The sequence below is a fragment of the Methylomonas sp. HW2-6 genome (assembly GCF_052474525.1).
The window spans coordinates 15,059-38,779 of sequence record NZ_CP184122.1 but is presented as its reverse complement, the minus strand read 5'-3'; the positions used below and the strand labels follow the sequence as shown (position 1 = coordinate 38,779).

The window sequence follows — 23,721 nt, the reverse complement described above, 5'->3', positions numbered from 1 at the left end:
TCACACCTGCCAATCGCTGCCGAACACGTCTTGCGCCAACCGATGGATGGCCTCGCGTTCGGCCGCATCCCCCCGCAGAACCAGCGCCCGATCCAAGGCATAGGCCAGGGCGTTCGGGGAACCTTTGTAGTTGGCGCTGAGCTGGGCCCAACGCAACAAGCTGCGGGTCGACATGGTGATCGAGAGCAGGCCGGCCGAATCGCTGCCGCCAATAAAGACCTTGCGGATCTCGTTGGCCAGCTGAATCATGCGTTCCCGAATGCTCAGCGGCATGGTCGGGACCGTGCGTTCCAGCATGCTCATTTCGTCGTCCGGTTCCGGATAGCCCACTTCCATCAAACGAAAGCGGTCCATAAAGGCCAGGCTTTGACGCATCACCCCTTGATACAAGCCCGACTGGTCGCCGGCGCCGGCACTGTTGCCGGTTGCAACCAGACGGAACTTCGGGTGCGGCATGACGACTTCGTCGGTGGCCGCAATCATCAGCGGTTTGCCTTCGACGATATCGTTCAAACCCAGCAATTCGGCCGGGTCGGTCGCATCGATTTCGTTGAGCAAGAGCACGTGGCCGTGGCGCACGGCGCTGGTCAACGGGCCGTCGGTCCATTTCATCGTGCCGTTGCCGGTTAAGACGAATTGGCCCAACAAATCGTTGAACTCAAGCCGGCCATGACCGGCAACGGCATGCACACCCCAGTGTAAGCGGGCGGCGGCTTGCTCAACCAACGAGGTTTTACCGGAGCCCGTGGGACCGGTGATATACAGTCCGTCGCCATTCGGATTCCGAAAGAACGCCAGGACGTCGCGCAATGGCTCGCGCCGAAACACATACGGTTTTTGGACCGGCACGAATGGATTATTTGCCGGGACAAAGCCTTCGACGGTCATCGAGGCCGGTGCGGATACGCCGAAGGTATCGGCGACGGAATACTGTTGGTACATACTGCCTCCTGATTTAAGAGTGACTCCCGAAATAGAAGGCGTGCGCCCCCGGTAGGGAAGCGAACCTCCCTTGCGGGGTTGATTAATGAGTCATAGCGGTTACGATGGTCTAAACCATTGAGGGCTCCGATATGATTCGACTAGGGGATAAACTACGTTTAAGCGACCGGGAACAGCACGCCTTTCGGGTGATGACCGGTCGCGCCACGCCGCCGAATACGGTGGCGGAGTACAATGCGGCCTTGCAAGTCGCGGCCGATGCCGTGCGGGATAAGGACACGAGTGCCGAATCCCGCTTGCTGCAAGCCGTGTTACTCGGCGAATGCCTCCAACAGGAGTAATTCGGCCAGAAGGTTGGCTTTAGCTTCGCCGATCGCCTTGCTCGCCAGCAATTGGCGTAAGGTGTCGGCTTGGCCGCGGTCGACGAGCGATAGCACCAAGGTGTTGGCAATTGACTCGTTGAGATCCCGGAAGATATCGGGATGATTCAATAAAGCGCCTGCGACTGTGGCCGGTTTTAACGCGGCCAGTTCGAGGATCTTATCCGCCGTGGACATGGAGGGTTCGCGGCGTGGCAATTTCAAAACAGAATTGAGGTTCATGGTCGTATCTCCTATAAAAAAGGGAGACACGCCCCCATCGGGAGAGGTCTCCCTGGGTGGGGTGGGTAATCATCAAACGATATTAAACATCAATACCGATCGAGGTTTGCATGATCAAACATGCGGGTAAAGTCCGATTGACCCGAGCGGAATTTCGCCGCTTACAACGCAACAACGCCAGGCGCGGTTACGCGGTCAATACGATTAAAACGACAGCGGAGTACGATGTCGCCTTGGTTCAGGCGTGCTCCCCGGTGTTCCTGGCCGATTTACTGCAGGCGTTGGAAACGGGTAGCAGTCCTTTAATGCGTGGCGAGGTCACTTTCGATCAGTTGACCGACAGTTAACCTACGGTTGACATTCAACCGACAGACACTGCACGTTCGGCGATCGCGGTCAGCGCAACTGCGTGCAGCTGCTTGAGCAAGTCGACTTCGGGATCGTCACGGTGTTGCCAATTGTCCGGCAACGACGCGATATACGTCGTGACCAGGGTGGGCTCGGTTTTAGCCATCTCGAACAGGCGACGGGTAGTATCCCGGCGGTGCTTAAGATCGGTTAAAAACAGCCAAACAGCTTCTGATTTTGTCATAGTGCACCTCCAGCAATCAGGGGGGGCACCGATGGCCCGATAGGGCGTGATGCCCCATTCGGGTTATACAATAGGCCGTTGATAGCAACGGCCGGACGAAGCCGGGTTTGACGCACCCGGTACCACCAAGGACATGCCTTGATCGCCGCCTGAAGACGGAACGCCTGCTCTGCAGGATTTTCAGCGTATCGATGACGATAGCGCTAGAAAAGTCGGTTGAGGGCTTGGCTTATCCCTTAAAACAAGCCCTGAATCGACTTAAAGAAACGAACACTACCGAGGTAGTGTTCGTTCGTTGCTAACGTGTTTTCAAAACCAACTGCTTTCCGTCACGGCCAAGGAGTCCGGGTCAAACGCTACTTGCGCGTTTTTGCCATTGTCGTCTCGGCACGTCACGCGTACTCGCGAGGCCGGAGCCTTTCGGTACGGGGCCAGCTCCGCCTCAGTCAGTTGCGGGAGCAGGGCCGTTAAAGCCGCCTTGTAATCGATACCCCCCTGGCTGACGCTTCGACAGACACGCACGCCGGAATGTTCGGCGATGAAGTAATCGGCCATTTGCTCTACCCATTGGGCTTCGGTCTTGGCTTGCAGTTCGGCCAGTTGGATGGCTTCGGCTTTCAATGCCTCCAGTTTCTTCTGCCGGGCACGGTATTCGGCCGCCAGTCGATGCCATTGAATTTCGGCGTCGCCTTCAGGCAAATACAAGTCCCGCTTCAGGTCTTTCGGCGGTTCTTTTTTGGTGATGACCCAACCGTAAAACGTGATCGTCGCGTTGATTAAAGTCACCAAAAAGGTGTCATCGCGCGCGATGTCGAACACCTTGACATGCTGGTCGTCGAGATAGAAGCACAGATAGCCTCTTTTGGCATCGGCGACCAACAACTGCTGCTGCATTTGCACCCAATACAATTGGTAGGCAACTGACTGCTCACGTTCCTGTACCACGTTTTCGTAGGTGCTGGGATGCGGGCATTTGATTTCGACGGGTTCGCCGTTACCGGTAATGCCGTCGAACGAGGCACGGATCAACGGGTATTGATCGCACTCGCCGCACAAGGGCAACAACAGTTCGTCACACGTGGCTTCGAACCATTGCGCCGCCTTCGATTCCAGTTCGCGGCCGCGACGGACCAAGGGATGGTTGTCGAGGTTGGCTTCCAGGACGATGCCGACCCGTTCCGCCCACAAGCGCCAAGGCGTTTTGTAAGGCGAGCGGTTCAGAATAATCGCCGCTTCGCTGGCGGTTACGCCTTGCGATCGCCATAGCCGCCACGCATCGCTGCGTTGGGCGATATCGACGATTTTCATTCGAACTCTCCGTCGATCCGGATGTGACAGCCGTGCAGCAAGCCTTCTAATTTGCGTTGTTTCAACACCGCGTGGCAACGCTGTGCGAGACGGACATCGTCGAATAGCAACAAGGTGCAACCCGGCGATAGGGTGCAGATGCCGCCGAAGGCATCGGCGATACTGACCAAGTCGGCGTAGGAATGCCGGCGATGAAATAGCCGGGTTTCCGTGTCCGGATCCAGCGTTTTATCAAGAAATCCCGGCCCATAGCGGCGCAGGACGGTCGGTGAGTCGTAACGGCTCCAGTCGGTAAAGCTGGGTATCCGGTTGAGGGATTGATCGAAGGTAGTGATTTCATTCATGACGGTTCTCCAAGAGAAGAGCGTCACGAATAGCCCACCGGGCGAATCATGACGCCCTGGATGGGTAAATGAGAAAAACCGAAAGTCGGTTTATCTGAGTGCTTGACGAGCCTTGTTAAGCTCGGCGTCTTTCGTAGATAGCGGCGGCATAGTCATGCCTTCGGTATGCGTTAACGCGGGTTTCGGTTTGGCTTTGTCCAATTCCGCACGGGCATAGATCAGGTCAACACCAGTAAATCGGTTGGTGATGAATTCTTCGGCCGCCGCCCATGCGTTTGCATCTTTTGTCCGCTTAATCAGGGTTTCAACTGCCTTAATCAAATTTGGATGGAGCTTAGATGCATCGATCACCTCCGGCTTGGCTTCAGCTTGAGGCTGTTGCTCGGGTGCCGCAGTAGTCGGTTCGGCCGGCGGATCGATATCGATAACATCGGAGCCGTCGATATCGATGATTTTGCCGTCCATTTCCTCGGCGGCATAACCGCATTCTTCCGGAAAGGCCGCGCGCAAAGACGCCGCTTTACCGCATTTGGCCAATTGCCCTTTGGGGCGCTTGATCCACATCGCGGTAGGCACTTGGGAGTTTTTGCCGCCGGCCGTGCTGTAGGCTTCAAGCCAATAGACTTCCTCGGTAAAGGCGCAACGTTGGCCGCCGACGATCCGGTACACGGTAACCGCCACCCATTCGGGAAAAGTTACGCTGACATTGACGTCCTGCCATTGGTCGTTGTCGTCTTTGTGGCGCCCGGTAAAGGTCTTGGTGACATCCGGGCCCCACACGGGACGGTCCATTCCAGCCCAAACACCGGTTCGGGACGCGGTGGTCTGAATTTCCGTGATGGAGGGCCAGACGGTTTCGACATTGCGACCTAAAGCGGTACTCCACATCGGGACGATATGGACCGGTTTTTTGAAGATGTCGAGTTTTCGGGTTTTGCAATAATCCAGAGCCATCAAGATGGCTTCTGCGGTTTTGGCTGTGGGAAAGGTGACTTCCGTCAGCACTTTCCAGGATTGCTCCGTCAGGCCATAGGTTTGTTTCGCAGCATCCGGCATTGCCGGGCGAGTAGGCGTATCGGGTTTTTGTTTGCCGGGATTGCTTTGAGCCATAATCGTTCTCCTTAAAAAAAGGGAACGACGGACTCCCATTGGGGAATCGGATCGTTCCCCGTTGGGTGGTATAGGCGTCTTGAATGACGCATGGATTGAAAGCTGAGATTGACGCACTCAGTACGGGAACATCGATTCCCGCCGCCTAAAGACGGAGCGCCTGCTGTTGCAGGATCTTCAGCGTTGATTAACGCTAAATACTAGTGGCCTTTATAACAAAAGAAATTGCGAAGTGGAAGTGGATTTTAGCGGCGACTGGGTACCTGAGCATGTTGCTCGAAGAATCGGTAGAATGGTTAAACACTTGGCGATATCCCCGAAGCCTTAACAGGAGCAAGCAACTATTGGGCTTACCGAAGACAATGCAGGGTATTAGCTGGTCCACGGGCTGAATTATTGAATAAGAGCCTCGATTTTGGCCAAGACTTCGGCCAATACCGCCCCGTCCACCATAGATATCTTTTCGGCCTGACGCGCCGCCCAATCCAGACTCCGAATCTGATCCGCCAATATCACACCACTCACACGGTCGCCGTCCGGTAACGGTACCTCAAACGGATATCCTTTAACCCGACTTGTTACAGGGCAAATCAACGCCAACCCGGCTTTGACGTTATAAGTGCGTGGCGTAACGACCAGGCCGGGGCGGCGCCCCGCTTGTTCGTGGCCTGCTTGAGGATCGAACGCAATCCACACCAAATCCCCGCGCTCAGGTACGTACGATACAGCCATTAATTGTTACCTTCTCGGCCAACATCCGGCCCCCAGTCAATGCAATCATGCCGATTATCGGCAGTCATGCCAGCCAGCAATTCCTCCAACTTAAAAACAGGTTTGGCCGTGGTCGGTACAATCCGTAGCCCGGCATCGTCCGCTGTCAGCTCGACCGGCGAACCGACTTCCAGCTTTAACTGTGCCAGCATCGCCGCCGGCAATCGAATCACGGCGCTATTACCCCATTTTTTAATTTCAGTTTGCATCAGATTTACTCCCGTTAAACGCGCTTAATGCAAATCTTTGTCGACCGATATAGCGCCGCCAAAAATGACTTACCCGAGGCCGGCGCCTGCCGTAAAAGTGCCTAGAGCAGTTTGCGACCCAACTTTCATTGTTACCTCTGAAATAAATTCAAATCGGTAGCTACATTGTGGCTACGTTTTTTGTGGGTTGCAATCCTGTGGCGACAATGATTGCAAATTTGACAATCAGGATGGCGTGAGATGTGAAGCGTGGGAATTAACTTACTTTCTTACTTTCTTTATTTCTTTTAATATGTCAAACTCCTGCCGTCGCAGTTGAATCCGAATGGGAGTTCGCCATGCAAGCAGAAGACTTTGAATCCAGTTTGGGTCGCCCCGCCGATATTACCGACGACCAAATTATCGAAGCCGGCAAGGCGTTGACGAAGGCGAATCGGAATGTCACCGGATTTGCGTTACGCAAGCTAACCGGCGGCGGCGATCCGAAGCGGCTCAAAGAGGTTTGGGACAGGCACAATGCCGCTCAAGCGGTGACAAATTCGGAGCCCGTCGTCGAGTTGCCGCTGGAAGTGGCCGAAAGCTTGGCGGTGTTGACCAAGGGGTTGGTCGACAAAATTAACGTGTTAGCGCTGGAACTGAACGACAGAGCGGTAAAAACCCAAGAGCGGCGGGTAGCTGATGTGTTGCGAGCGGCGCGCGAACAGCAAGCCCAATCAGAGCGCGAGCTGGCCGATGCCTCGCAGGCGGTCGATGAATTGGAGGCCATGCTGGCGGATGAGAAGGTCAGGGTGGGGGAGTTGACCAAACGTTTGACCGAAGCGCAGGCCGCGAACCAGTTACAGGCGGTTGAGCTAGCCACCTTGCGCGAACGATTGGAGGCGGTCGAGAAGAACGCGAAGGCAGCAACCGAACAGCATGAAGCAGAGCAAGCCAAGCTGCGGCAACAGGTGACGGCTCAGAAACAAGCCGCCCAATCTATCGCGGCCGAGCGAGACCAATTGAAAACGGAATTGACCAAACTGCAGACCAAAGTGGAAACCGCGGAGGAACAGCGAAAGGAGGAACGACAAAGAGCCGCTGCGGAACTTCAACGTACGGGCGAAAAGCTGATTAAGCTCGAAGCTGAAACAGATCGCGCTAAAAAAGAGGCTGGCAACGCGCGGGAACAGGTTGCGCTTCTAACAGGCCAATTAACGGCCACGAAAACACAGGTCGAACAGTTAATGAAAGCTATAGGTAATTAGTTAATTGCGCTGAACCGGGGGCCTGAAAAGTCGCCGTTGACGATCTCAACCAACCGGCCAAAAGCGGTCAGAGAGAATAATTTATAGTTTTAGGTTTGGACGGGCAAACTGTTCGAAAGCCGTCACTCGCCTAAATGATTCGAAGTCGAAACTTCAGCGCAAACTCCAAAACAATTAGATGAAAGGAGTTTTTATTTTGGCTTTTAAGCAAGTGTCTACCGATTACATTTTTCGCTAAAAATCCCCCATCAATGGCTTAGGAGCTTGCCTCGACCGATAACAGTATTGGGCATTAATACACTTGTCACAATGATGGTGTAGTTTTTTACCGAAGTCACGTGACTCGGTATGTTAAACAGGCACGGATGTCCAGCATTGAAAAAATTCGAGATAGGCCGGACGTTGCCGAACTTCCACTGGTGCTACAGCAACACTTAACGTTGCTGAATTGCCTGTGAAGCAGCATGGATTTTTTCGATGGGGTCAGAGCGTGGTGCTCATACAAAGCAGCCGCAATTCCTCCACGATCTCTGGCGCTAATTGGAGACTCCCTCGAACCGTGGCCTAGTTATTGCCTAAAGAGACGAAGCCATCTTCTCAGGAAAAGTAGTTTCACTGCCCACCAGCAAACACGAAGACCGCTCGCATCCCAAACCGACTATCGCAAAAAACAGGATAACCCATGAAGCGTCTTAATACGTACACTTGGCGAATACAGCCACCCAGGCTTTCAGTTACTCCCTTGTGGACCCAGTCGGTTTTGAGCGACAGCCCAAAAAGCAATATTCGCCTACTAAATCCTGGATTGTTGTTCTGCTTGGGACTGATGTCCGGATTTGTCACGCCTGCAACAGCCGCCGTCACCATCGACTACAGCTACGACGACCTGAACCGGTTACAGACTGTGACCCGCAACGACGGTCCGGTGGTTGCCTACCAATACGATGAGGCCGGGAATTTCGCCACGCAAGGCGTTAGCAATAGTCCGGATACCGATGGCGATTTGCTGGCCAATTTTGCCGACCCGGATGACGATAACGACGGCATGCCGGATGCATGGGAAATTCAATACGGACTCAATCCACTGAGTCCGGGCGATGCCGGACTGGATGCCGACGGCGACGGCATCACCAACTTGGCGGAATATCAGGCCAATTCCAATCCGCTACAGCCTCCCAATACCAGTGTAGCGGTACCAGCCGTACCGGAATGGGGTTTGGTCATCATGGCTTTGGCATTAGGGCTGATACTGGCTCGACAAACTAAAAAACAAGGAGTGTAACGCGATGAAAATGCCAAGGAATTCGGGTGCTTCCGTGCGTCTGATTGTGACACGTCTGTTGCTGATCTGCCTGATGGGCTTTGTTGTGTCGGTCTGGGCTGCCCCTACGGACACCGGGCCCGCGAAATGGGTATTGCCTGCCGTGGCGCAGGCCGTCGCCGAGCCGCACACACGGGCCCAAACCCCAGCATCCCCGGCCGGCTGGGTCAACCAGATTGTAGAGCCGGTATCCCCCGAAGCGGCTCAGACCGTTATCGAGCAACGCGAACAAACCTTGGCTCAACAACGCGACCAGCAAGCCGCGAAGCAAAGCCGGCAAGCGGCTACTTCCGCAGCCAAAGCCTCGGCAACCCTGGCTGCAACGGAAACCCTGACCGCCGCCGCGCTGGTGCCTGCCGCCACCGAGTTTAGCCAACTGGCGGCCGCGTTGGAAAACGATCCACGCCGCATTTACCAGTTCGTCCGCAATCACTTTGCTTACGTCCCCTATTACGGTGCCTTGAAAGGCCCGTATCTGACCTTGAAAGAACGCAGCGGCAACGACTTCGATCAAGCAGCCGTGCTGGTGGAATTGCTGCGGGCAGCGGGTTACACCGCGAATTACCAATACGGCAGCATGAGCATTCCCCTTTCAGCAGCCAATAATAATGACATGGCGCACTGGCTGGGGACCGATGCTGATGCCAGCCGTATCGGCAATATCATTGGCTCGGGCGGTATTCCCGCGACTATCGTTAATGGTACCAGCCTGACTGTGGATCGGGTTTGGGTCGTCGCCAACATCAACAGCGCCAACGTGGCGCTGGACCCCGCTTTTAAACCCAGCAACAAACAGACCGGCATCAATCTGGCTACCGCGATGGGTTACGACAAAACTGCTTTGTTGAGTGCGGCCGGCGGCTTTCTGGGTACCGATTCGATCCAAAGCCTGAATACCGCCAACCTGAATGCCGAACTGAACGACTTGACGACTCAGCTGGTTAGTCAACTCAAACAAAATTACCCCAACGCCTTTGTTCGCGACATCATCGGCGGCTTGAACATCGTTCCCGACCAAAGCAGCAGTTTGCCGGCTGGCTTGCCGTTCGCCGGTACACCGACGCAAACCGCCTGGGCCGAAATTCCCGCCGGTTACATTCATACCGTGCGTCTGCAACACGGCGCGATCGACACTACGTTGAATATTCCACAAATTGCCGGCAAAAAACTCAGCATCAGTTATGTCGGAGACAGTACGCCTATCGATCCGCCGCCGGCTGGAGCTGTGGATTTCGGCACCGTTAGTCCCGGCCAGGATGGCCCGACCTTTACCTGGAATCCCGGCAACCCCAACAGTGTCGTGATCCAGGTCACCAGCACGATCAGCGGAACGAATGCCAGCGCGTTTCAATTCGTGTCCGGCAGCGGCACCCAGAACATCCCCGCTAATAACGGCAGCGTTCCGGTAAAAGTCAAATTCACCGGCATCGGCCAGACGGCCGGGCGTAAAAACGCTACCTTGACCCTCACGTTCAGCTACCAGGGCAGCACCATCGGCACCCAAACCGTGGCCTTGACCGGCGCGGTGCAAAGCACGCCGGTGGCCCAACTCTATCTGGACGATACCCTGTTGCTATCGGAAGGCACTCCCTCCGGTAATTTGACAAGCCTCACCTTGAGCATAGACCATCCCTACAGCGCCTCGGCCAGCAATCCCTGCTTTACCGGCGCCAAATACGGCGACCAATGCGCTACCTTCACGCTCAAGCGCACCGGCTCCTACGTACTGGCCTCGGCCTTTGGCGGCGACCACGACAGCAGCCTATTGAGCGACCGCCAACGCTATCTGGACCAACTGACCGGGCAAGGCGCGGCCAACACCTCCCGCGAAGTGGTCAGCGAAACCTTGAACATCTTCGGCCAAAGTTGGATGCAACAAACTCAACTGGCCGACGATCTGCTGAACACCTTGAGCGATAACCGCGCCATCCGCCATCACCGCTTCGGTATCGTCGGTCAGGAAGACGGTTATTTCGTCGATGTCAGAGCCCAGTTCGTGTCCACGCTACCGCAGAGCGCGACTGCCGGCGAAGGCACCTTCCAGAGTTCGGGCTTGATCGCCAGTGCCATGGAACACGCGGTCCTGGAGCAACTGCAAGGCGCCAGCCAGCCGGCGATGTCCACCGTCAAAGTTTTCCACCTCAACAATCAAAGCGGCCAAAAGTTCTTTTCGGCTAACAGCGGCAATTTTGCCAGTGTCTGGGGACAGTTAAGCGGTTACTCGTCCAACAATCCAGGTAATGACGACTACACGCAATTACTGGCGCGGATCAACGCCGGCGCCACGCTGATCTTGCCGCAAAACGGCCAAGTCACTCTCAACAGCTGGCACGGCAATGGTTACATAGACTACCGGGTCAACGGCAACCAACGCAGCCAAGGCATGATCATCGGCGGCGGCCTGAACGGCGGCTATGGCTCTTTCCTTGGCGCGGTGAATACGCCTGTGGCGCAAAGCTATTACACGCCGCTACAACTGCCCGCCGGCAACGTCGCCACCCCCAAGGGCGCCGACCCGGTCGATCTGGGCAGCGGCGCCTACCTAAATCAGGCCGTCGATCTGAGTTTGGGCGGTAGCGGCCCGCGCGGCTTGAGCTTCGCTCGCAGCTACAACAGCCAGCAGGTCAATCAGGACTCGGCCGGCTTGGGTAAGGGCTGGAATCACGGCTACCACATTCGCTTGAACCAGCACAGCGACGTCAAAACCGCGCTGGGATTGCGCAGTCCGCAGGATGCCGCCGCGTTGATCGTCGCGGCTTATGTCAGTCGCGACCTGATGTCGCCGACCCAGTCGGCCCTGAAAGACTGGGTGGTCGGCGCACTGGTGGCACAATGGGCCACCGACCAGTTACAGGATAAATCGGTCAGCGTGCAACTGGGCGACCGCAGCTTGAGCTACCGGCAACTGCCCGACGGCAGCTTCGTCGCCCCACCTGGCGTCACCACCCAACTGATCAAAAACGCCAACGGCACCTACAAACTGAGCGAACGCTTCGGCACGGTGTTGGCCTTCGACGCCAACCGCCGCATCCAAAGCCTGACCGACATCGACGGCAATGCCTTAAGCTTTACCTACACCGGCGACCTGCTGACGCAGGTCAAGGATGCCTACAACCGCACCCTGACCCTGAGCTACACCGCCGGCAAACTCACTCAGGTGGCCGACAACCAGGGCCGGGCCGTGACCTACAGCTACACCGGCAACGACCTAACCCAATTCCGCGACCCGGAGAACAAACTCTGGCAATACGGCTACGACGCCAGCCACCAAATCCTCACGGTCACCGATCCGGTCAACGCCGTCATCGTCAGCAACGCCTACGACGATCACAACCGGGTGACCCAGCAAACCGCGCCCCGCGAAACCGGCAGCGCCTTGTACAAACTGCATTACACCGGCCTGTCGTCATCCGATGAAGACCCGGCCGGCCACCGCACCACCTATTATTACGACACTACCGGTCGCACCGTGGCGGTGGAAAATGCCCTGGGCCAAAAAAGCCAAACCCAATACGACGGCCAGGGCCATGTTATCCAAACCACCGATGCTTTGGGCCACGCGACCCAAATCAGCTACGACGCTAACCACAACCCCACGCAAAGCCTCAACGCCCTGAATCAGGCCACCACGTTCAGCTACGACGCCCAACTGCGCTTGACCCAAGTCAGCGACGCGCTGAACCACGCCAGCCAGATCGACTACGACGCCGAACACCACCCGGTGGCCGCCCGCAATGCCCTGAACCAGCAAACCGCCACGGCCTACACCGTCGCCGGTCTGGTCCAAAGCCAAACCGACGCGCGTAACACCACCACCCAATACACCTACGACGCCAATGGCCACCCGGCCACTGCCAAAACTGCCGCCCATCCGTCAGTCCTTACCCAATACGACGGCATCGGCCGCCTGACTAGCCTGACCGACCAAGCCGGGGCCGTGACCCAATTCAGCTACGACAAGCGCGGCTTGCTACTGACCCGCACCGATCCCCTGGGCAAACTTAACAGCTCGACCTACGACAACGCCGGCCGGCTGATCAGTCACACCGACCGCAACGCCCACACCGTCAGCAGCAGCTACACCGCCAGCGGCAAACTCAACCAGATCGTCTACCCCGGCAACAGCACGGTCAACTTCGACTATAACAACCTGGATCGGTTGACCACGATGACCGATCCCACCGGCAGCACCAGCAACAGCTACGATGCCGCCGGCAGACTGACCGGCCACACCGACTCGAACGGCTTTAACGTCCAATACCAATACGACGCCGCCGGCAACCTGACCCAACTCACCTATCCCGGCAACAAGACCGTCGGCTACGGCTACGACGCCCTCAACCGACTACAAAGCGTCACCATCAACTGGCTGAACAAAACCGAAAGCTACAGCTACGACGCCGCCGGCCGGCTGACCCAGGCCAACCGCTTCAACGCCAGCCAAACTCAATACGGCTATGACAACGCCGATAGGCTGACCAGTCTGACGCACCAAACCAACGGCAACGCCACCCTGTCCAGCTACGCCTACATCCTGGACGCCAACGGCAACCGCACCCAAGCCGTCGTTACCGAAGCCAAACTGCCGGAAAGCCTAATCAACAACAGCCAAAGTTACACGTACAACACAACCAAAAACCGGCTGACCCAGCAAAACAGCACCGCGCTAACCTACGACTTCGAAGGCCAGCTCAAGACCCAAGGCAGCAGCACCTATGCCTACGACTACGCCCACCGCCTGATCGGCCAGGGCAACCAAAGCTACGTCTACGACGGCATCGGTAACCGCATCAAGGCCACCAGAGGCGGCCAAGTCACCAAGTACATCTACGATGCCGCCGGCAACCTGCTGGCCGAAGCCAACGCCAGCAATGTCATCACAAGATATTACATCTACGGCAAAGGCCTAACGGCGATGGTCGATGCCGCCAGCAGCCAGCTTTATGTCTACCACTTCGACGGCACCGGCCACACCGTCGCCATGACCAACCAAAGCCAGCAGACAGCCAATACCTACGCCTACGATCCTTACGGCAAGCTGATGGCCAAGACCGAAGTCATCCAACAGCCTTTCCAATACGCTGGGCAGGTGGGCATCATGGCCGAGGGCAATAACCTTTACTACATGCGGGCCCGGTATTACGATGCCAACCTTGGACGCTTCATTAGCGAAGACCCGATTGGCCACAACGGCGGACTCAACCTGTATGCCTACGTCGGGGGGAATCCGATTATGGCGGTTGATCCGAGTGGGTTATTGACAGCTACTGTTGGTGCTACTTTGAGGATTCCTGGTTGGACCGGGTACCTAATTCCAAATTTTATTGGGCAAGGTGCTGGTGCGGGTATCGCAATTCAGCTTACTAATTCTGCTGGTAAATTCGCTCCTGATCTTGGACTATATTGGAATGGTCAAGCAGGAGGTGAGGATTACGGGATTGGACGCGGCGCCATCAATCTTGGTTTACAAGCAGGTAGTATTTCTGATTTGTCCGGCCGCGGAGCCGACATTAGCGCGCACTGGGGAATGGTTGGTGCAACGGTAAATTTAAATGAGAAAAATGAATTTAGCGGCGGATCACTTGATATTGGACTTGGTTATAACATAGGTGGTGCCGGGTCGATTGGTGGAAGTTGGAGCTTAGGAGGCGGTTTATCTGCGTCGAATTCGGTGAGAAAATGAAAATTACCATTAAGCATCTTTTGGAAGTTATTCTCGGGGAGGAGGATTTACAGTTTTTTTTGAATAAAGACATTCAAAAGGGTACCTCGATTTTTTCAGAGTCTGGTTATAGAATAGATATAAATAACACAGCTATAAAAGCTACTTTTATCAAGAAGTTAACGACATTTTTTGGTTGGCCGCCACTCTACTATTTTAAAGGAGCTATACAGAAATCTGGCATAGAAACAGTAGTCACAGGCCGAATTATTATGGCATGGTATCCAAAATACTTTTTCTTAATTTGGTTTTGTTTGGTATTTGTAAGTCTGATTATCTTTGCGGTGAATGCGGTCTATTTATTGATTACATTCCCGTCGTCATCAGAGCTGAAAAATTCACTTTTAAATGTTGGTATCACGCTAGGAGGCACAGCTTTACTCCTTGCATTTGGAGTTATGATTTTAAAGTTAATTAAGTTAATTTCTCGAAGCCAGAAAGATGATCTGAAGAAATTTTGCAAATCTCTATTCAACTCGCAAGCACTGGAGGCGAGTCCGCGTAGCTCCGATTAGCGAAGCTTAATCGGAGGCGTGTTATTAACAAGTCCGACGGCAGCGCGGTAGTATGCGGTGGAACGAACCGCATCAATCGTGAATCAGGGCAAACCACGATTTTACCAACGTACATAGAGAACATATTGCCTCAACTATCAAAAACCAAGCCGGCAGTTGATAATAGTCCTAAACGACTTCACTCAAATGGGTACCGTGAATGGCTACAATTCATGCTATTCGTAGGCTGCTACGTATTGCTTGACTACAGCTACTTCAAGATTCCGGTCGATCTGCTTGCCAATGTCATCTACTACCATGGCGTGGTGGCCATTTGCGCCGATCTGGTCAATTGGCTAGCTCCGTTGGAGCATGTACTGGCCAAGCAAAATCATCTGCTTTCGGCCAAGGCCGATCTAGAAATCGTGCGCGGCTGCGACGGTGCCGGGGTGTTGTTTTTGGTAGTGTCCGCCGTGCTGGTTTTTCCGTCCGGATTGAAACGGAAGGTGCTGGGTCTGCTGCTGGGTATCTGCCTGATCTATGCCCTCAATCTCTCGCGCATTTGCCTATTGTATTTTGTCATCGCCTACCAACCCGGTTGGTTTCAGCTGATTCATACCTATGTGGCGCCGACATTGATGGTGGTTTTGGGCTGTTTCTATTTTGCTTGGTGGACGTTCGGCTCTACAAGTCAAAGCCATGAGCCGGCGTGAGTTGCTTTTCCTGACCCTGAAAGGCTTGCTCGCCTGGCTGGTGTTGTCCGGCTTGGTTTTGTATTTCGGGGAAGGACTGATAACAGGGTTGTTTCCGCTGCTGAAGGCCATCATGATCTCGATGGCGCCGGACTTATCCCCTGGCTTAAAGCTGGTGAAATCGGCGCAATCCCAACTGGATTATTCGATTGAATTGTCGGCCTGGGTGTTGCGGCCTGTTTATTTGAACGCCAGCCATTTCATTCCGCCCAGCAATGTGTTGAAGTCATCCGCTCATTTGTTGCACGGCTTTGTGCCGCTGGTGATCGAAGGTTCGATTCTGCTGGTGTGGCCGGTGCAACACTGGCGGCAACGATTAGTGTTGATCGGATTGGGTTTGTTGACAGCGGTTTTGGTCATCATGGCGACTTTACCGGCACAGCTATTAGGCAAATTGGAAATATCGTTTCAAGACATTGCCGAATCGGGCATCAACCCCCGCCAGGTACCCTGGTTCGTGGATTGGATGGTGTTTTGCGAAATGGGCGGCCGCTGGTTACTGGCGATTGCAACCGCTTGGCTGTGTATTACGTTACAACGAGCCATTCTTCGAGCTTGATCAACGAACGTCCGCTTTCTATGAAATTGATCTTGCTTGATTGGATTCACAGAAAAATTTGACTGGCCGGTTTGGGTCGTAAAGAGCCGGCCAGACCTTCTGTTTCATCGCCCGAAAGCGGTCGCTTCCACAATACAACACCCACCAAGCAATGCCTTAATCACCTGACATTCCCAATATGGCTTTGTACCGCGAGTCCTTGTCGGAATGAACGTAAATCGAAGTGGTCGCGATGTTTTTGTGGCCGAGATTGTCCCGAACAATTTCCAGGGGAACCCCTTTGTAAACGGCGTGGCTACCATGCGTATGGCGTAGCCAATGGGTACTGGCTCGACGTATTTTGTCTGCCGCGACCGGGTCGGCTGGACCGATATCGTCCGCGGCGGCTTCAAAAAAGGCCTTGAGCTTTTGGTACAGCGCCGATTCGCTGAGGAAAACGGCGCTTTGCGCGTCGTCAGGCGCATCCCTTAAGCGATTGCGTAATTTGCCGACAATCGGGGTGTTCGGCGCAGCATAACCAATTGGTTTGAGTTGCCGGTCTCGCAAATGAGCATTGATTTCGTCAATCAGCTGCGGAGCAATCGGGACCTGGCGATGCACCTTACCTTTACCGACGACATTTAACCACCATTGGTCGCCGTCGTAACCGGTGAGGCGTTCCAGATCGCCAATTCTCGCTTTGGTCAATTCGTGAAGACGTAAACCGGTTAAGTAAGCGAAGCGCAGAATGAACAAGGTTCGCCGGTGATCGGCCCGCTTAATGTCCGGGGTAGCGGAGTTGTTGGCTTGCCGTTCGGCAAAGCCAATCAAATAGTCCCAGAGTGGGGGAGACAGTAATCGATCGGTGCCCTGGCGCCGTCCGTAGCCGCGCTTGCTTAAGCCGGCGAAGGGGTTGCTGTCCAAATAGCGCTGGCCTACCAGCCAGTCGCAGCAGGCACTGAGAATGATTTCGGCTTGGCGAGCACTACTGGGTTTCAGCGGACCTTTGAACGGTTTCCATTGCGGTGACCAACGTTGTCCAGAGGGACCGATCCAACGCTCGGCCGGCTGCGGGTCTTCGAGGAAACGGCGAAATTCGGCGCAATCCGGCGTGGTCAGCGACGATATCGCCTTGCCGCGCTCAAAGATCGCCCACAACAAAAACCGCTCTATTTCCTTCCGGTAGGTGCGATGGGTCGGGGTTCCGGCGTCGTATAAGGACAACCAGGCCAGAATCGCCTCGAAATCGTTGCCGGCGTCCAATAAACACCGTGAGACCGGAGCGCGGTTTGAGCCGGATTGCCCGCTCAGATGCTCGGGTGGCCGGAATCGCTCGATGGGGGCGATATCGGACGAACCCACTGTTACCGGGGGGCGTGCCGGGGGTTTTCTCGCCAAATCCAGACTGAGGCCCAATACCTCCGCATAATCGGCAAAAAAAGCCTGAATCTCGGTGGCGGATGTTTGGCCCAAGCGCGGGATTTGCGACCACCAGCGCTGGCCATGTCGGTTGATGAAATCCGCCAACTGGGTCAGGCTGTGAATGTTTTCGGTTTGCGCTAAGCGCGCCGCGGCCGCGGCTGGCAGCCAACGGCTACAGGCTTCATTCGGATGTGGCAATGGCGCCGGTTTGCTTTTCAGGCGATCCAAAGACTTCAAGGCTTTGTCAATCCACTCGGCACTGCCGGTGCACGGCTGTTGCCAAATGGCGGCATCGGCTGTCAAATTCAACAGCTCGGCTTTGCGCGCGAGGGTGCGGGACAGGGCCATGACGGTGCGACGGGTCTCAGCGGTACCGGCGTCATCCAAGTACGCCTCACCGAGCACTGGCCAGGATAAGCCTTGTATCCATCCCCGTAGTAATCCGAGTTCGTTGGGGGTCATCCGGCCGCCTTATCGGGGGTATTCTGGGCCGGCCGGCGTTGCTTTCTGACCAATTCGTGTAATCGGCGGCATTTGTCCTTCTCAGCCTGAAGCTCCACTTCCCGAGCAGCTAATTGTGCGCGTAAGGTGGCCAGATCGGCTTCCCACTTGAGTTGGTGTTCATGTCGATCGCTGAGTTGTTGCATCAATTGGGTAATCCGCGCCTGAGCCGTGGCCAGTTCGAGTCTAAAATCCTCCAGCTCGCGTCCCAGTGCGGTAATGGTCCGTGCATGTTCCTGACGCGCAGCGTTCTTTTCTTCCTCAATGCGAGCCAAATGCCAATCGTGTTGCTGATCGAAGCGATGCGACCAGGCTGATTCCTGTGCCTGCAGTGCCGCTTTGGATGTCGATAAACTGCCTTCCGCTCTGGACAACGCTTCTCGGGTGCTCGCCCATTCGGCGTTGGTGCGGCTGAGCGATTGGCGTGCCTCTGCCAGCGCAGTCGCCAATTCGGCATTCGTGTGCCGAAGTTCCTCGTTGTGTTGGCTCAGTTGCGATCGCTCGGTGTCCCATTGGGTTTGTTGGTCTACTAGCTGCTGTTGCAATTGGACAATCAGCGCTTGGTCGTTACGGGCGTTTTCTTCGAGTTGTTGTCGTTGTTCGTCGAACTGTTTACTGGCTTCCTTCAGGGCCAGTTGCCAGAGCGAAACGGCTGTATCCAACATTACGGCCGGCATATCCGGCCTCTCGAAGGTTTCTTTGTGCTTGTTGGCGAAATGCAGTGTCCAGTCTTTGATGGCTCGGCTGATCACGGTCGGACTATTCACACCGATTCGATCCCGAATCGCGTCGATGGTCGGAAAGCGGCCGTCTTCCCTTAACACGGTATCGCAGCATTCGTAAGCGAGGGCATAGGTATCGGTTCTATTAGACATGGATGAAATCATAATTCACAGATGATTCATCTTCGCACGAAATTCATGGCATGCAACAGGGACCGGCACGCCAATCTAACCTTCTCGTTGGTCCGTTTCAGATGGAGGGGTGGCAATATGCAGAAGCTGACCCGCTGGCAAAGTGCATTTCAGAGGCATTTAGCCAGCGGGTTTGAATTTTCAAATACGCTAGCATGGCAGCCTTTCAATTTAGTAAAGGAAGGTGAGCCATGGCCGAAACCCAATCCGGATCCGGAACAGACCTCTATAGTCGCCCCAGCTTTACGCAGTCGCTGGTGCTCAACAGCGAATATAGCAAACGCGTCCATCAACGCTACTTCAAATCCGTCGTGTCCGCGCTGTACATGATCGACACGATTTTATACATCATCGGCGAAAAGGACCATATCGATCAGGTACAAGAGGCGGTGTCCGGGTTGATCGATGCGTGTACTCAAGATCTGCTGAGAGAAATCGAGCGGCTGGAGAAATTGAGAGACGATAACGGTGTTTCCGGAACGCCCAAATACAGTAATCCCGGTCGGTACGATATCGAAATTGTCTCGCCTCAGGTGTCGCAGTTCGTCTCGTTGATGCTGAAAATGGACGACGCCATGAAATTGGTCGACACCCTTTGGCTAAGCAACATCATCCCGAACGACAAGCGCGCGGACACCGAGCGTCAATGGCAACTGCGGATTCAGAAACTGGCCCGCCGGATCATTAGCCTCCGCGGTAGTGCTTACCGAGAAGCACGTGCCCGCGGCAAGACGACCGAAGTCGAAACCGCTACACAAGCCTTGATTGACAAAGGTGTCGACCTCGATACCGACGATGGGAAAGATCTAGCGGATATCGAGACAGATGGCGAGGAAGAGACAGAGGCTGTGGCGCCGAAATCGACGCGGCGGTACGGCTAACTTTTAAGTTTTCGTGGCAGGGATGCCGTGCAGGTGAATTTCAGAGGCATTTAGCCAGCGGGTTTGAATTCCGGTTTTTGATATAACGGTTCGCGCTAACGTTCAAGGAGGTAGCTGGCTTCCCTAAATAATCAGCATATCTAACGACTCCCGGCGACGGGCAGTCAATTTAAACCCTAAACGGGGGAATTCTCCGTTTAGGGGGAGTCCTCCGTCTAATTTAGGAGGATCTCATGAAAATGCGCAAAGACACAGCGGTGCAGGTTCATCCCAGCGTCGAACAGTTCGATATCTTCGTGATCGATTGGGACGCACTGCCTCAATTCACGGAATCGGAATTCGACGAGCTGCGTTACCGTTTGTTGCTGGCGATGTTGAGTTCGCTGAAAGACTTACGGGTCTGCGACGAACAAAAGGCGGATGCCTTGGAATGGTTGAAAAGTGACGACACGTCGCCTTTTTCGTTTCGAGTCTGCTGCGAATCGGAAGGTGTCGATTTCGAAGTAATGCGTGATCTGATTTTGGATCACTTGAGAATGTAATTTACCGAATCGCATCCCATGTTTCATGGGATGCACCTTATTCCTGGCGGCCTCTGGGGTGGGTTTTATGAGTCAAGCGGAACATGGCGGGCATTCTCCTTCATTGGAAGGGATTGAATCCAACCGTACCGACGTGCAGAGGCCGTTCGCGATCATTCATGTCAAACCCCACATCTGTAATCCGGGTTCCCATCATCCGGATATGTCGTGCCGCGCCTGTGGCACTGGCAGCTATGCCGAAGACGCTGCTTCACCCTCTGACAAAACAGACAAACCATGAGCCATTATCGATTAGACGGTATCGAATTCACCGAAGCTCACGAGGAGTTTCAAAACATATTGGCCCGAGCGTACGCCAATAAGCAACGGCCGTTGTGCTTGTGCATGGCAGACGGCGTCGAAACGTATATTGCCTATGCCCATGAACGATATTGGCTGAAACGGATGCCCAATTCCGGCGGCCACCATCATCCGGGCTGCGAATCCTACGAACCGCCGGCCGAATTGTCCGGCTTGGGTCAGGTGTACGGATCGGCCATCAAAGAAAATCTCGATACCGGCGTTACCCAATTGAAGTTCGACTTTCGTCTGGCTCCAGGGAAAAGCCGAACGCCGGCCCTAGCATCCGAAACCGATGAAGCGGCCAAGCCGACCAGCATTAAAGCGTCCGAAGCCAAACTCGGCCTGCGCGGTTTGCTGCATTATCTCTGGGAGCAAAGCGGTTGGCAGCGCTGGGCGCCAGCGACCGAGTCACGGCGCAATTGGCATGGGTTGCGCAAAGCCCTGTTGGGGGCCTGCGCCGGAAAAGTCGCCAAAGCCATGCCACTGGATGAAATCGTGTTCATTCCGGAAACGTTCATCCTCGAAAGAAAGGATGAAATCAGCGCCAGAACGGCGAAGTCCTTGGCTTGCTCGGACAACCACAATCGCTTTCGGATGTTGATTGGCGAACTCAAGGAGATCAAGCCGGCTCGTTTCGGACATAAGCTGGTTATCAAGCATCTGCCGGAGCACCCGTTTTATCTAAACGACCAGACCTATAAGCGCATGGTTAAGCAGTTCGATGCGGAATTGCTTTTGTGGCGAGGGATCGAATCCAGCCACTTGATTGTTATTGCGACTTTTTCGATTAACCAAGCCGGCTACGCGGAGTTGGACAACCTCAGCTTGATGAATGTCTCGTCGCAATGGATTCCGTTCGAAACTGCCGACGAATTGGCGCTAATCGAGTATTTGGTGGCGGAGGGCCGCTCGTTCAGCAAATGTTTGCGCTACAACCTGGCCAGAACGAAACCGTTAGCGTCGGCGGTACTGGTCGATATCAGAATGCCCTTGGCACTTTATATTGCCCGAGACGGCGCCGGGGATGAATCAGCGGATGGAATCGATGGTTTGATCGCCGACAGTCAGACGGCGTCGTACATCTGGGATCCAAAACAACCGGGTTTACCGTTCGAACCACAACAGGGGAAACCTCAAATCGCCTATGCCGCAACTGTATAACCTTCAATCCACAACGACTTTAGGAATTGAGGCCTAATTGGTCATGAACACAGTCAATTTAATCGCGATTCTCACGCTTTATCGTCTAGCCGACGACGGTCTATGGCATGGCTACGGTGCGCACAGCTCGATTCGGATTACCACAGGCGTGAAAGAGTTTGTCGAGGCCGTCGGACAGACTGAACTATTGGCTTGGGCGGTGTCGGTTTTGCCGCCGCTTTCAAATTGTTATCCGTGGCTCAGGATCGAATTAACTAGCAGCGCCGGACAGGGGTTGTTATCGGTGACCGACGAAAAGGGTAAGCGGGTGACCGAGGATTCCTTGTCGTGGCCCGACCAACAGGTCGGACGTTGGATATTCTACTGGACGGACAGGGTATTACTGTTGTCTGGCGAATATTGAATTCATCAGTCATTCAAAGGCATGGCAAATGGCGTTTTCCGAGCCATTTAGATATTACTCAGCCAAGAGTTACCCATTAATCGCGCGATCGCAAACTTGGCGATGCAACCTATTTGGGGTTTATTGCGGAATGGCGCCTTAAATTGGTAATGTGATTATTTTTATATTAAAAATGACTCGCAAATGTCGGTTATCATCGCTTAATCTTTTTCAGAAATACAGATGACTATTCTTCATTTTTATCGTATATTGATAATATCGTTTCTTACTAACGTTATTCTTATGTGCGATATTTACCTGGAACGACACGAACCGGATTCGAATATTCATCGATTCTATGCGCTGACGATATCACCCGGTATTTTTAGCGACTGGTCTTTAGTAAGGGAGTGGGGCCGGGTTGGATCGCCCGGAACCGTGCGTTCCAATTGGTATGAATCGGAAGAAGAGGCGATAAAGGCTCAAAATGACATACTGCGAACAAAACAGCGCAGAGGCTATACGTTAGCCGCGATAACGTGTTAATACTTTAGTTTCTCTATTAAGGAATAAATAATGCTTGAATTTGATGGTAAATCCGAAGGCGAATTGCTCGATATTATCAATAGCGCAAAAAGTCAGCTCAGTGCGAGAATCAGCGAAAAGCGAGAACAGGTGATCGCTCAAATTAAAGAATTAGCGGCTTCGATTAATGTGTCGGTGGAGATTATTGATGCCACCGTGAAAACAAAAGCCTCTCGCAACCCCCAAGTTGCACCGAAATATCGCAACCCGGCTAATGCAACCCAAACCTGGACAGGTCGTGGTGTTGCGCCAAAATGGATGAAGGAATTATTAGGGGCCGGGCGGAGCAAAGAGGAGTTTTTAATATGAGTTCTCCGGCTCATTCCAGGCGGGCTTTGTACGGCCGTAGCTAGATCCGCCCAGGACTATGCGTTCTAAAGCTTGCGTTCTATTCGGTTTGTTGGCCAGTATGGGTCTAAACGGCTGCGCGACTCACATTGCGCTAAAACCTGACGCCGACGATCGGGCAAAAAAATATGCGGCCTGCCGGGAGGAAGCCGACAGTCTGTATGCCGTTACGCCAAGGTACCCAACGCATAGTCGTTATCCTTGGCGGGCATATTCGCCGAACACGCCGGCTTTTCGGTTCAATATGGGCGATACCTTGGACGACGGCGATCTGGATGTCGCGGCCGTCGGAAAGCTTCCTTGTTTCAGACAATCTCCGCCGCCCGGTGTCGAGCTTGACGAGCGGATCTGGGGGCAAATTCTCAGAGAACGCGAGTTCTTAACGGCTGGTGAGTATTTCCAGATGTGGAAGTTATGCGGGGGTGGTAAAAAATACCAGTTTCTCGATGAATGTCCGCAATACCAAATCCGGGCCGACTTGTGCCAAGACCAAGGTCGAAATTGCAAACTCGATATGACCGATTTAACGGATGAAAATCGAAAAATAGCAATGAATGCGTACTTGCGCAGCTTGCTCGTTAAAACGTTGCGCAAGGAGGGTCGCATTGATGACAAGGGTCACATCATTCGTGGTAATAGACCAAATTATCTTCAATGAAACAATATTGGTTAGAGTTTATTTATGGAAATTATT

General features: G+C 54.2%; 25 protein-coding genes. 15 read left to right on the top strand and 10 right to left on the bottom strand.

Going from position 1 to position 23,721, the window contains the following annotated elements; translation table 11 throughout:
* Positions 1–942 (bottom strand): AAA family ATPase, encoded by a 942-nt coding sequence (locus ACH518_RS00185; protein ID WP_445370063.1) that lies wholly within the window; start codon positions 940–942, stop codon positions 1–3.
* A 131-nt stretch (positions 943–1,073) separates the two neighbouring features.
* On the opposite strand from ACH518_RS00185, the gene ACH518_RS00180 reads away from it, so the two are divergent.
* Entirely contained in the window at positions 1,074–1,283 is a 210-nt protein-coding gene (locus ACH518_RS00180; protein WP_157770362.1) for a hypothetical protein, read from the top strand.
* On the opposite strand, the gene ACH518_RS00175 is transcribed toward ACH518_RS00180, so the two are convergent.
* Positions 1,254–1,544 (bottom strand): hypothetical protein, encoded by a 291-nt coding sequence (locus tag ACH518_RS00175; protein WP_445370062.1) that lies wholly within the window; start codon positions 1,542–1,544, stop codon positions 1,254–1,256. The two genes, ACH518_RS00180 and ACH518_RS00175, sit on opposite strands and share 30 nt — an antisense overlap.
* A 110-nt stretch (positions 1,545–1,654) precedes the next feature.
* Here ACH518_RS00175 and ACH518_RS00170 point away from each other — a divergent pair, with 110 nt between their 5' ends.
* Positions 1,655–1,891 carry a hypothetical protein gene (locus ACH518_RS00170; protein WP_054758403.1) on the top strand — a complete coding sequence of 79 codons (237 nt, stop codon included), beginning with the start codon at positions 1,655–1,657 and terminating at the stop codon, positions 1,889–1,891.
* A 14-nt stretch (positions 1,892–1,905) separates the two neighbouring features.
* Here the strand turns inward: ACH518_RS00170 and ACH518_RS00165 are convergent, their stop codons facing one another.
* The 6 genes from ACH518_RS00165 to ACH518_RS00140 form a co-directional block, all read right to left on the bottom strand.
* Positions 1,906–2,136, bottom strand: coding sequence for a hypothetical protein (locus tag ACH518_RS00165; RefSeq protein ID WP_054758400.1), 231 nt, complete (start codon positions 2,134–2,136; stop codon positions 1,906–1,908).
* Positions 2,137–2,445: 309 nt separating this feature from the next.
* Entirely contained in the window at positions 2,446–3,444 is a 999-nt protein-coding gene (locus ACH518_RS00160) for a YqaJ viral recombinase family nuclease (RefSeq protein ID WP_445370061.1), read from the bottom strand.
* Positions 3,441–3,788: a hypothetical protein gene (locus ACH518_RS00155; RefSeq protein WP_445370060.1), complete on the bottom strand. Its 348-nt coding sequence runs from the start codon at positions 3,786–3,788 to the stop codon at positions 3,441–3,443. The genes ACH518_RS00160 and ACH518_RS00155 overlap by 4 nt, the downstream gene beginning before the upstream one ends.
* 90 nt (positions 3,789–3,878) lie before the next feature.
* Complete coding sequence (gene bet, locus ACH518_RS00150) at positions 3,879–4,898, bottom strand: phage recombination protein Bet (protein ID WP_445370059.1); 1,020 nt, start codon at positions 4,896–4,898, stop codon at positions 3,879–3,881.
* A 393-nt stretch (positions 4,899–5,291) separates the two neighbouring features.
* On the bottom strand, positions 5,292–5,630 hold the full coding sequence (mazF, locus tag ACH518_RS00145; RefSeq protein WP_064023820.1) for an endoribonuclease MazF: 339 nt from the start codon (positions 5,628–5,630) through the stop codon (positions 5,292–5,294).
* A complete protein-coding gene (locus ACH518_RS00140; RefSeq protein WP_445370058.1) occupies positions 5,630–5,878 on the bottom strand; it encodes an AbrB/MazE/SpoVT family DNA-binding domain-containing protein in 249 nt (82 codons plus the stop codon). The genes mazF and ACH518_RS00140 overlap by 1 nt, the downstream gene beginning before the upstream one ends.
* Positions 5,879–6,216: 338 nt before the next feature.
* Between ACH518_RS00140 and ACH518_RS00135 the strand changes: the two genes are divergently transcribed.
* The 6 genes from ACH518_RS00135 (at position 6,217) to ACH518_RS00110 (ending at position 15,970) form a co-directional block, all read left to right on the top strand.
* On the top strand, positions 6,217–7,122 hold the full coding sequence (locus ACH518_RS00135; protein WP_445370057.1) for a DNA-binding protein: 906 nt from the start codon (positions 6,217–6,219) through the stop codon (positions 7,120–7,122).
* A gap of 826 nt (positions 7,123–7,948) precedes the next feature.
* A complete protein-coding gene (locus ACH518_RS00130) occupies positions 7,949–8,404 on the top strand; it encodes a hypothetical protein (RefSeq protein ID WP_445370056.1) in 456 nt (151 codons plus the stop codon).
* 4 nt (positions 8,405–8,408) lie between these two features.
* Positions 8,409–14,126, top strand: coding sequence for an RHS repeat-associated core domain-containing protein (locus ACH518_RS00125; protein ID WP_445370055.1), 5,718 nt, complete (start codon positions 8,409–8,411; stop codon positions 14,124–14,126).
* Positions 14,123–14,680: a hypothetical protein gene (locus ACH518_RS00120; protein WP_445370054.1), complete on the top strand. Its 558-nt coding sequence runs from the start codon at positions 14,123–14,125 to the stop codon at positions 14,678–14,680. Before ACH518_RS00125 ends, ACH518_RS00120 begins: the two co-directional genes overlap by 4 nt.
* A gap of 212 nt (positions 14,681–14,892) precedes the next feature.
* The gene (xrtM, locus tag ACH518_RS00115; protein ID WP_445370053.1) at positions 14,893–15,372 is read left to right on the top strand and encodes an exosortase family protein XrtM; all 480 of its coding nucleotides are present in this window, start codon (positions 14,893–14,895) and stop codon (positions 15,370–15,372) included.
* Positions 15,359–15,970, top strand: coding sequence for a hypothetical protein (locus ACH518_RS00110; protein ID WP_445370052.1), 612 nt, complete (start codon positions 15,359–15,361; stop codon positions 15,968–15,970). The genes xrtM and ACH518_RS00110 overlap by 14 nt, the downstream gene beginning before the upstream one ends.
* A 156-nt stretch (positions 15,971–16,126) precedes the next feature.
* On the opposite strand, the gene ACH518_RS00105 is transcribed toward ACH518_RS00110, so the two are convergent.
* Positions 16,127–17,833: a phage integrase family protein gene (locus ACH518_RS00105; protein ID WP_445370051.1), complete on the bottom strand. Its 1,707-nt coding sequence runs from the start codon at positions 17,831–17,833 to the stop codon at positions 16,127–16,129.
* Entirely contained in the window at positions 17,830–18,747 is a 918-nt protein-coding gene (locus ACH518_RS00100; RefSeq protein ID WP_445370050.1) for a DNA-binding protein, read from the bottom strand. The genes ACH518_RS00105 and ACH518_RS00100 overlap by 4 nt, the downstream gene beginning before the upstream one ends.
* A 230-nt stretch (positions 18,748–18,977) precedes the next feature.
* Between ACH518_RS00100 and ACH518_RS00095 the strand changes: the two genes are divergently transcribed.
* From ACH518_RS00095 to ACH518_RS00065, 7 genes are all read left to right on the top strand, one after another.
* Positions 18,978–19,667: a hypothetical protein gene (locus ACH518_RS00095; RefSeq protein WP_064023833.1), complete on the top strand. Its 690-nt coding sequence runs from the start codon at positions 18,978–18,980 to the stop codon at positions 19,665–19,667.
* A gap of 233 nt (positions 19,668–19,900) precedes the next feature.
* On the top strand, positions 19,901–20,209 hold the full coding sequence (locus ACH518_RS00090; RefSeq protein ID WP_054758377.1) for a hypothetical protein: 309 nt from the start codon (positions 19,901–19,903) through the stop codon (positions 20,207–20,209).
* A 276-nt stretch (positions 20,210–20,485) separates the two neighbouring features.
* Positions 20,486–21,712, top strand: a complete 1,227-nt coding sequence (locus tag ACH518_RS00085) for a DUF1173 domain-containing protein (RefSeq protein WP_445370049.1) — start codon at positions 20,486–20,488, stop codon at positions 21,710–21,712.
* Positions 21,713–21,755: 43 nt separating this feature from the next.
* Complete coding sequence (locus ACH518_RS00080) at positions 21,756–22,115, top strand: hypothetical protein (RefSeq protein ID WP_445370048.1); 360 nt, start codon at positions 21,756–21,758, stop codon at positions 22,113–22,115.
* A 222-nt stretch (positions 22,116–22,337) separates the two neighbouring features.
* Positions 22,338–22,640, top strand: a complete 303-nt coding sequence (locus tag ACH518_RS00075; protein WP_445370047.1) for a WGR domain-containing protein — start codon at positions 22,338–22,340, stop codon at positions 22,638–22,640.
* 30 nt (positions 22,641–22,670) lie between these two features.
* Positions 22,671–22,988, top strand: a complete 318-nt coding sequence (locus ACH518_RS00070; RefSeq protein WP_054758361.1) for an H-NS histone family protein — start codon at positions 22,671–22,673, stop codon at positions 22,986–22,988.
* A gap of 58 nt (positions 22,989–23,046) precedes the next feature.
* Positions 23,047–23,685 (top strand): hypothetical protein, encoded by a 639-nt coding sequence (locus tag ACH518_RS00065; protein WP_140911834.1) that lies wholly within the window; start codon positions 23,047–23,049, stop codon positions 23,683–23,685.
* Positions 23,686–23,721: the final 36 nt, after the last annotated feature.

What these genes read in the sequence shown, in the direction of transcription:
- mazF (WP_064023820.1), bottom strand. Translation starts at nt 5,630, where the DNA reads ATGGCTGTATCGTACGTACCTGAGCGCGGGGATTTGGTGTGGATTGCG.
- ACH518_RS00080 (WP_445370048.1), top strand. Translation starts at nt 21,756, where the DNA reads ATGAACACAGTCAATTTAATCGCGATTCTCACGCTTTATCGTCTAGCC.
- ACH518_RS00120 (WP_445370054.1), top strand. Translation starts at nt 14,123, where the DNA reads ATGAAAATTACCATTAAGCATCTTTTGGAAGTTATTCTCGGGGAGGAG.
- ACH518_RS00135 (WP_445370057.1), top strand. Translation starts at nt 6,217, where the DNA reads ATGCAAGCAGAAGACTTTGAATCCAGTTTGGGTCGCCCCGCCGATATT.
- ACH518_RS00180 (WP_157770362.1), top strand. Translation starts at nt 1,074, where the DNA reads ATGATTCGACTAGGGGATAAACTACGTTTAAGCGACCGGGAACAGCAC.
- ACH518_RS00185 (WP_445370063.1), bottom strand. Translation starts at nt 942, where the DNA reads ATGTACCAACAGTATTCCGTCGCCGATACCTTCGGCGTATCCGCACCG.
- ACH518_RS00095 (WP_064023833.1), top strand. Translation starts at nt 18,978, where the DNA reads ATGGCCGAAACCCAATCCGGATCCGGAACAGACCTCTATAGTCGCCCC.
- ACH518_RS00100 (WP_445370050.1), bottom strand. Translation starts at nt 18,747, where the DNA reads ATGTCTAATAGAACCGATACCTATGCCCTCGCTTACGAATGCTGCGAT.
- ACH518_RS00170 (WP_054758403.1), top strand. Translation starts at nt 1,655, where the DNA reads ATGATCAAACATGCGGGTAAAGTCCGATTGACCCGAGCGGAATTTCGC.
- ACH518_RS00070 (WP_054758361.1), top strand. Translation starts at nt 22,671, where the DNA reads ATGCTTGAATTTGATGGTAAATCCGAAGGCGAATTGCTCGATATTATC.
- ACH518_RS00065 (WP_140911834.1), top strand. Translation starts at nt 23,047, where the DNA reads ATGCGTTCTAAAGCTTGCGTTCTATTCGGTTTGTTGGCCAGTATGGGT.
- ACH518_RS00165 (WP_054758400.1), bottom strand. Translation starts at nt 2,136, where the DNA reads ATGACAAAATCAGAAGCTGTTTGGCTGTTTTTAACCGATCTTAAGCAC.
- ACH518_RS00090 (WP_054758377.1), top strand. Translation starts at nt 19,901, where the DNA reads ATGAAAATGCGCAAAGACACAGCGGTGCAGGTTCATCCCAGCGTCGAA.
- ACH518_RS00130 (WP_445370056.1), top strand. Translation starts at nt 7,949, where the DNA reads ATGTCCGGATTTGTCACGCCTGCAACAGCCGCCGTCACCATCGACTAC.
- ACH518_RS00155 (WP_445370060.1), bottom strand. Translation starts at nt 3,788, where the DNA reads ATGAATGAAATCACTACCTTCGATCAATCCCTCAACCGGATACCCAGC.
- ACH518_RS00105 (WP_445370051.1), bottom strand. Translation starts at nt 17,833, where the DNA reads ATGACCCCCAACGAACTCGGATTACTACGGGGATGGATACAAGGCTTA.
- ACH518_RS00075 (WP_445370047.1), top strand. Translation starts at nt 22,338, where the DNA reads ATGACTATTCTTCATTTTTATCGTATATTGATAATATCGTTTCTTACT.
- xrtM (WP_445370053.1), top strand. Translation starts at nt 14,893, where the DNA reads ATGCTATTCGTAGGCTGCTACGTATTGCTTGACTACAGCTACTTCAAG.
- ACH518_RS00175 (WP_445370062.1), bottom strand. Translation starts at nt 1,544, where the DNA reads ATGAACCTCAATTCTGTTTTGAAATTGCCACGCCGCGAACCCTCCATG.
- ACH518_RS00140 (WP_445370058.1), bottom strand. Translation starts at nt 5,878, where the DNA reads ATGCAAACTGAAATTAAAAAATGGGGTAATAGCGCCGTGATTCGATTG.
- ACH518_RS00110 (WP_445370052.1), top strand. Translation starts at nt 15,359, where the DNA reads ATGAGCCGGCGTGAGTTGCTTTTCCTGACCCTGAAAGGCTTGCTCGCC.
- ACH518_RS00085 (WP_445370049.1), top strand. Translation starts at nt 20,486, where the DNA reads ATGAGCCATTATCGATTAGACGGTATCGAATTCACCGAAGCTCACGAG.
- ACH518_RS00160 (WP_445370061.1), bottom strand. Translation starts at nt 3,444, where the DNA reads ATGAAAATCGTCGATATCGCCCAACGCAGCGATGCGTGGCGGCTATGG.
- ACH518_RS00125 (WP_445370055.1), top strand. Translation starts at nt 8,409, where the DNA reads ATGAAAATGCCAAGGAATTCGGGTGCTTCCGTGCGTCTGATTGTGACA.
- bet (WP_445370059.1), bottom strand. Translation starts at nt 4,898, where the DNA reads ATGGCTCAAAGCAATCCCGGCAAACAAAAACCCGATACGCCTACTCGC.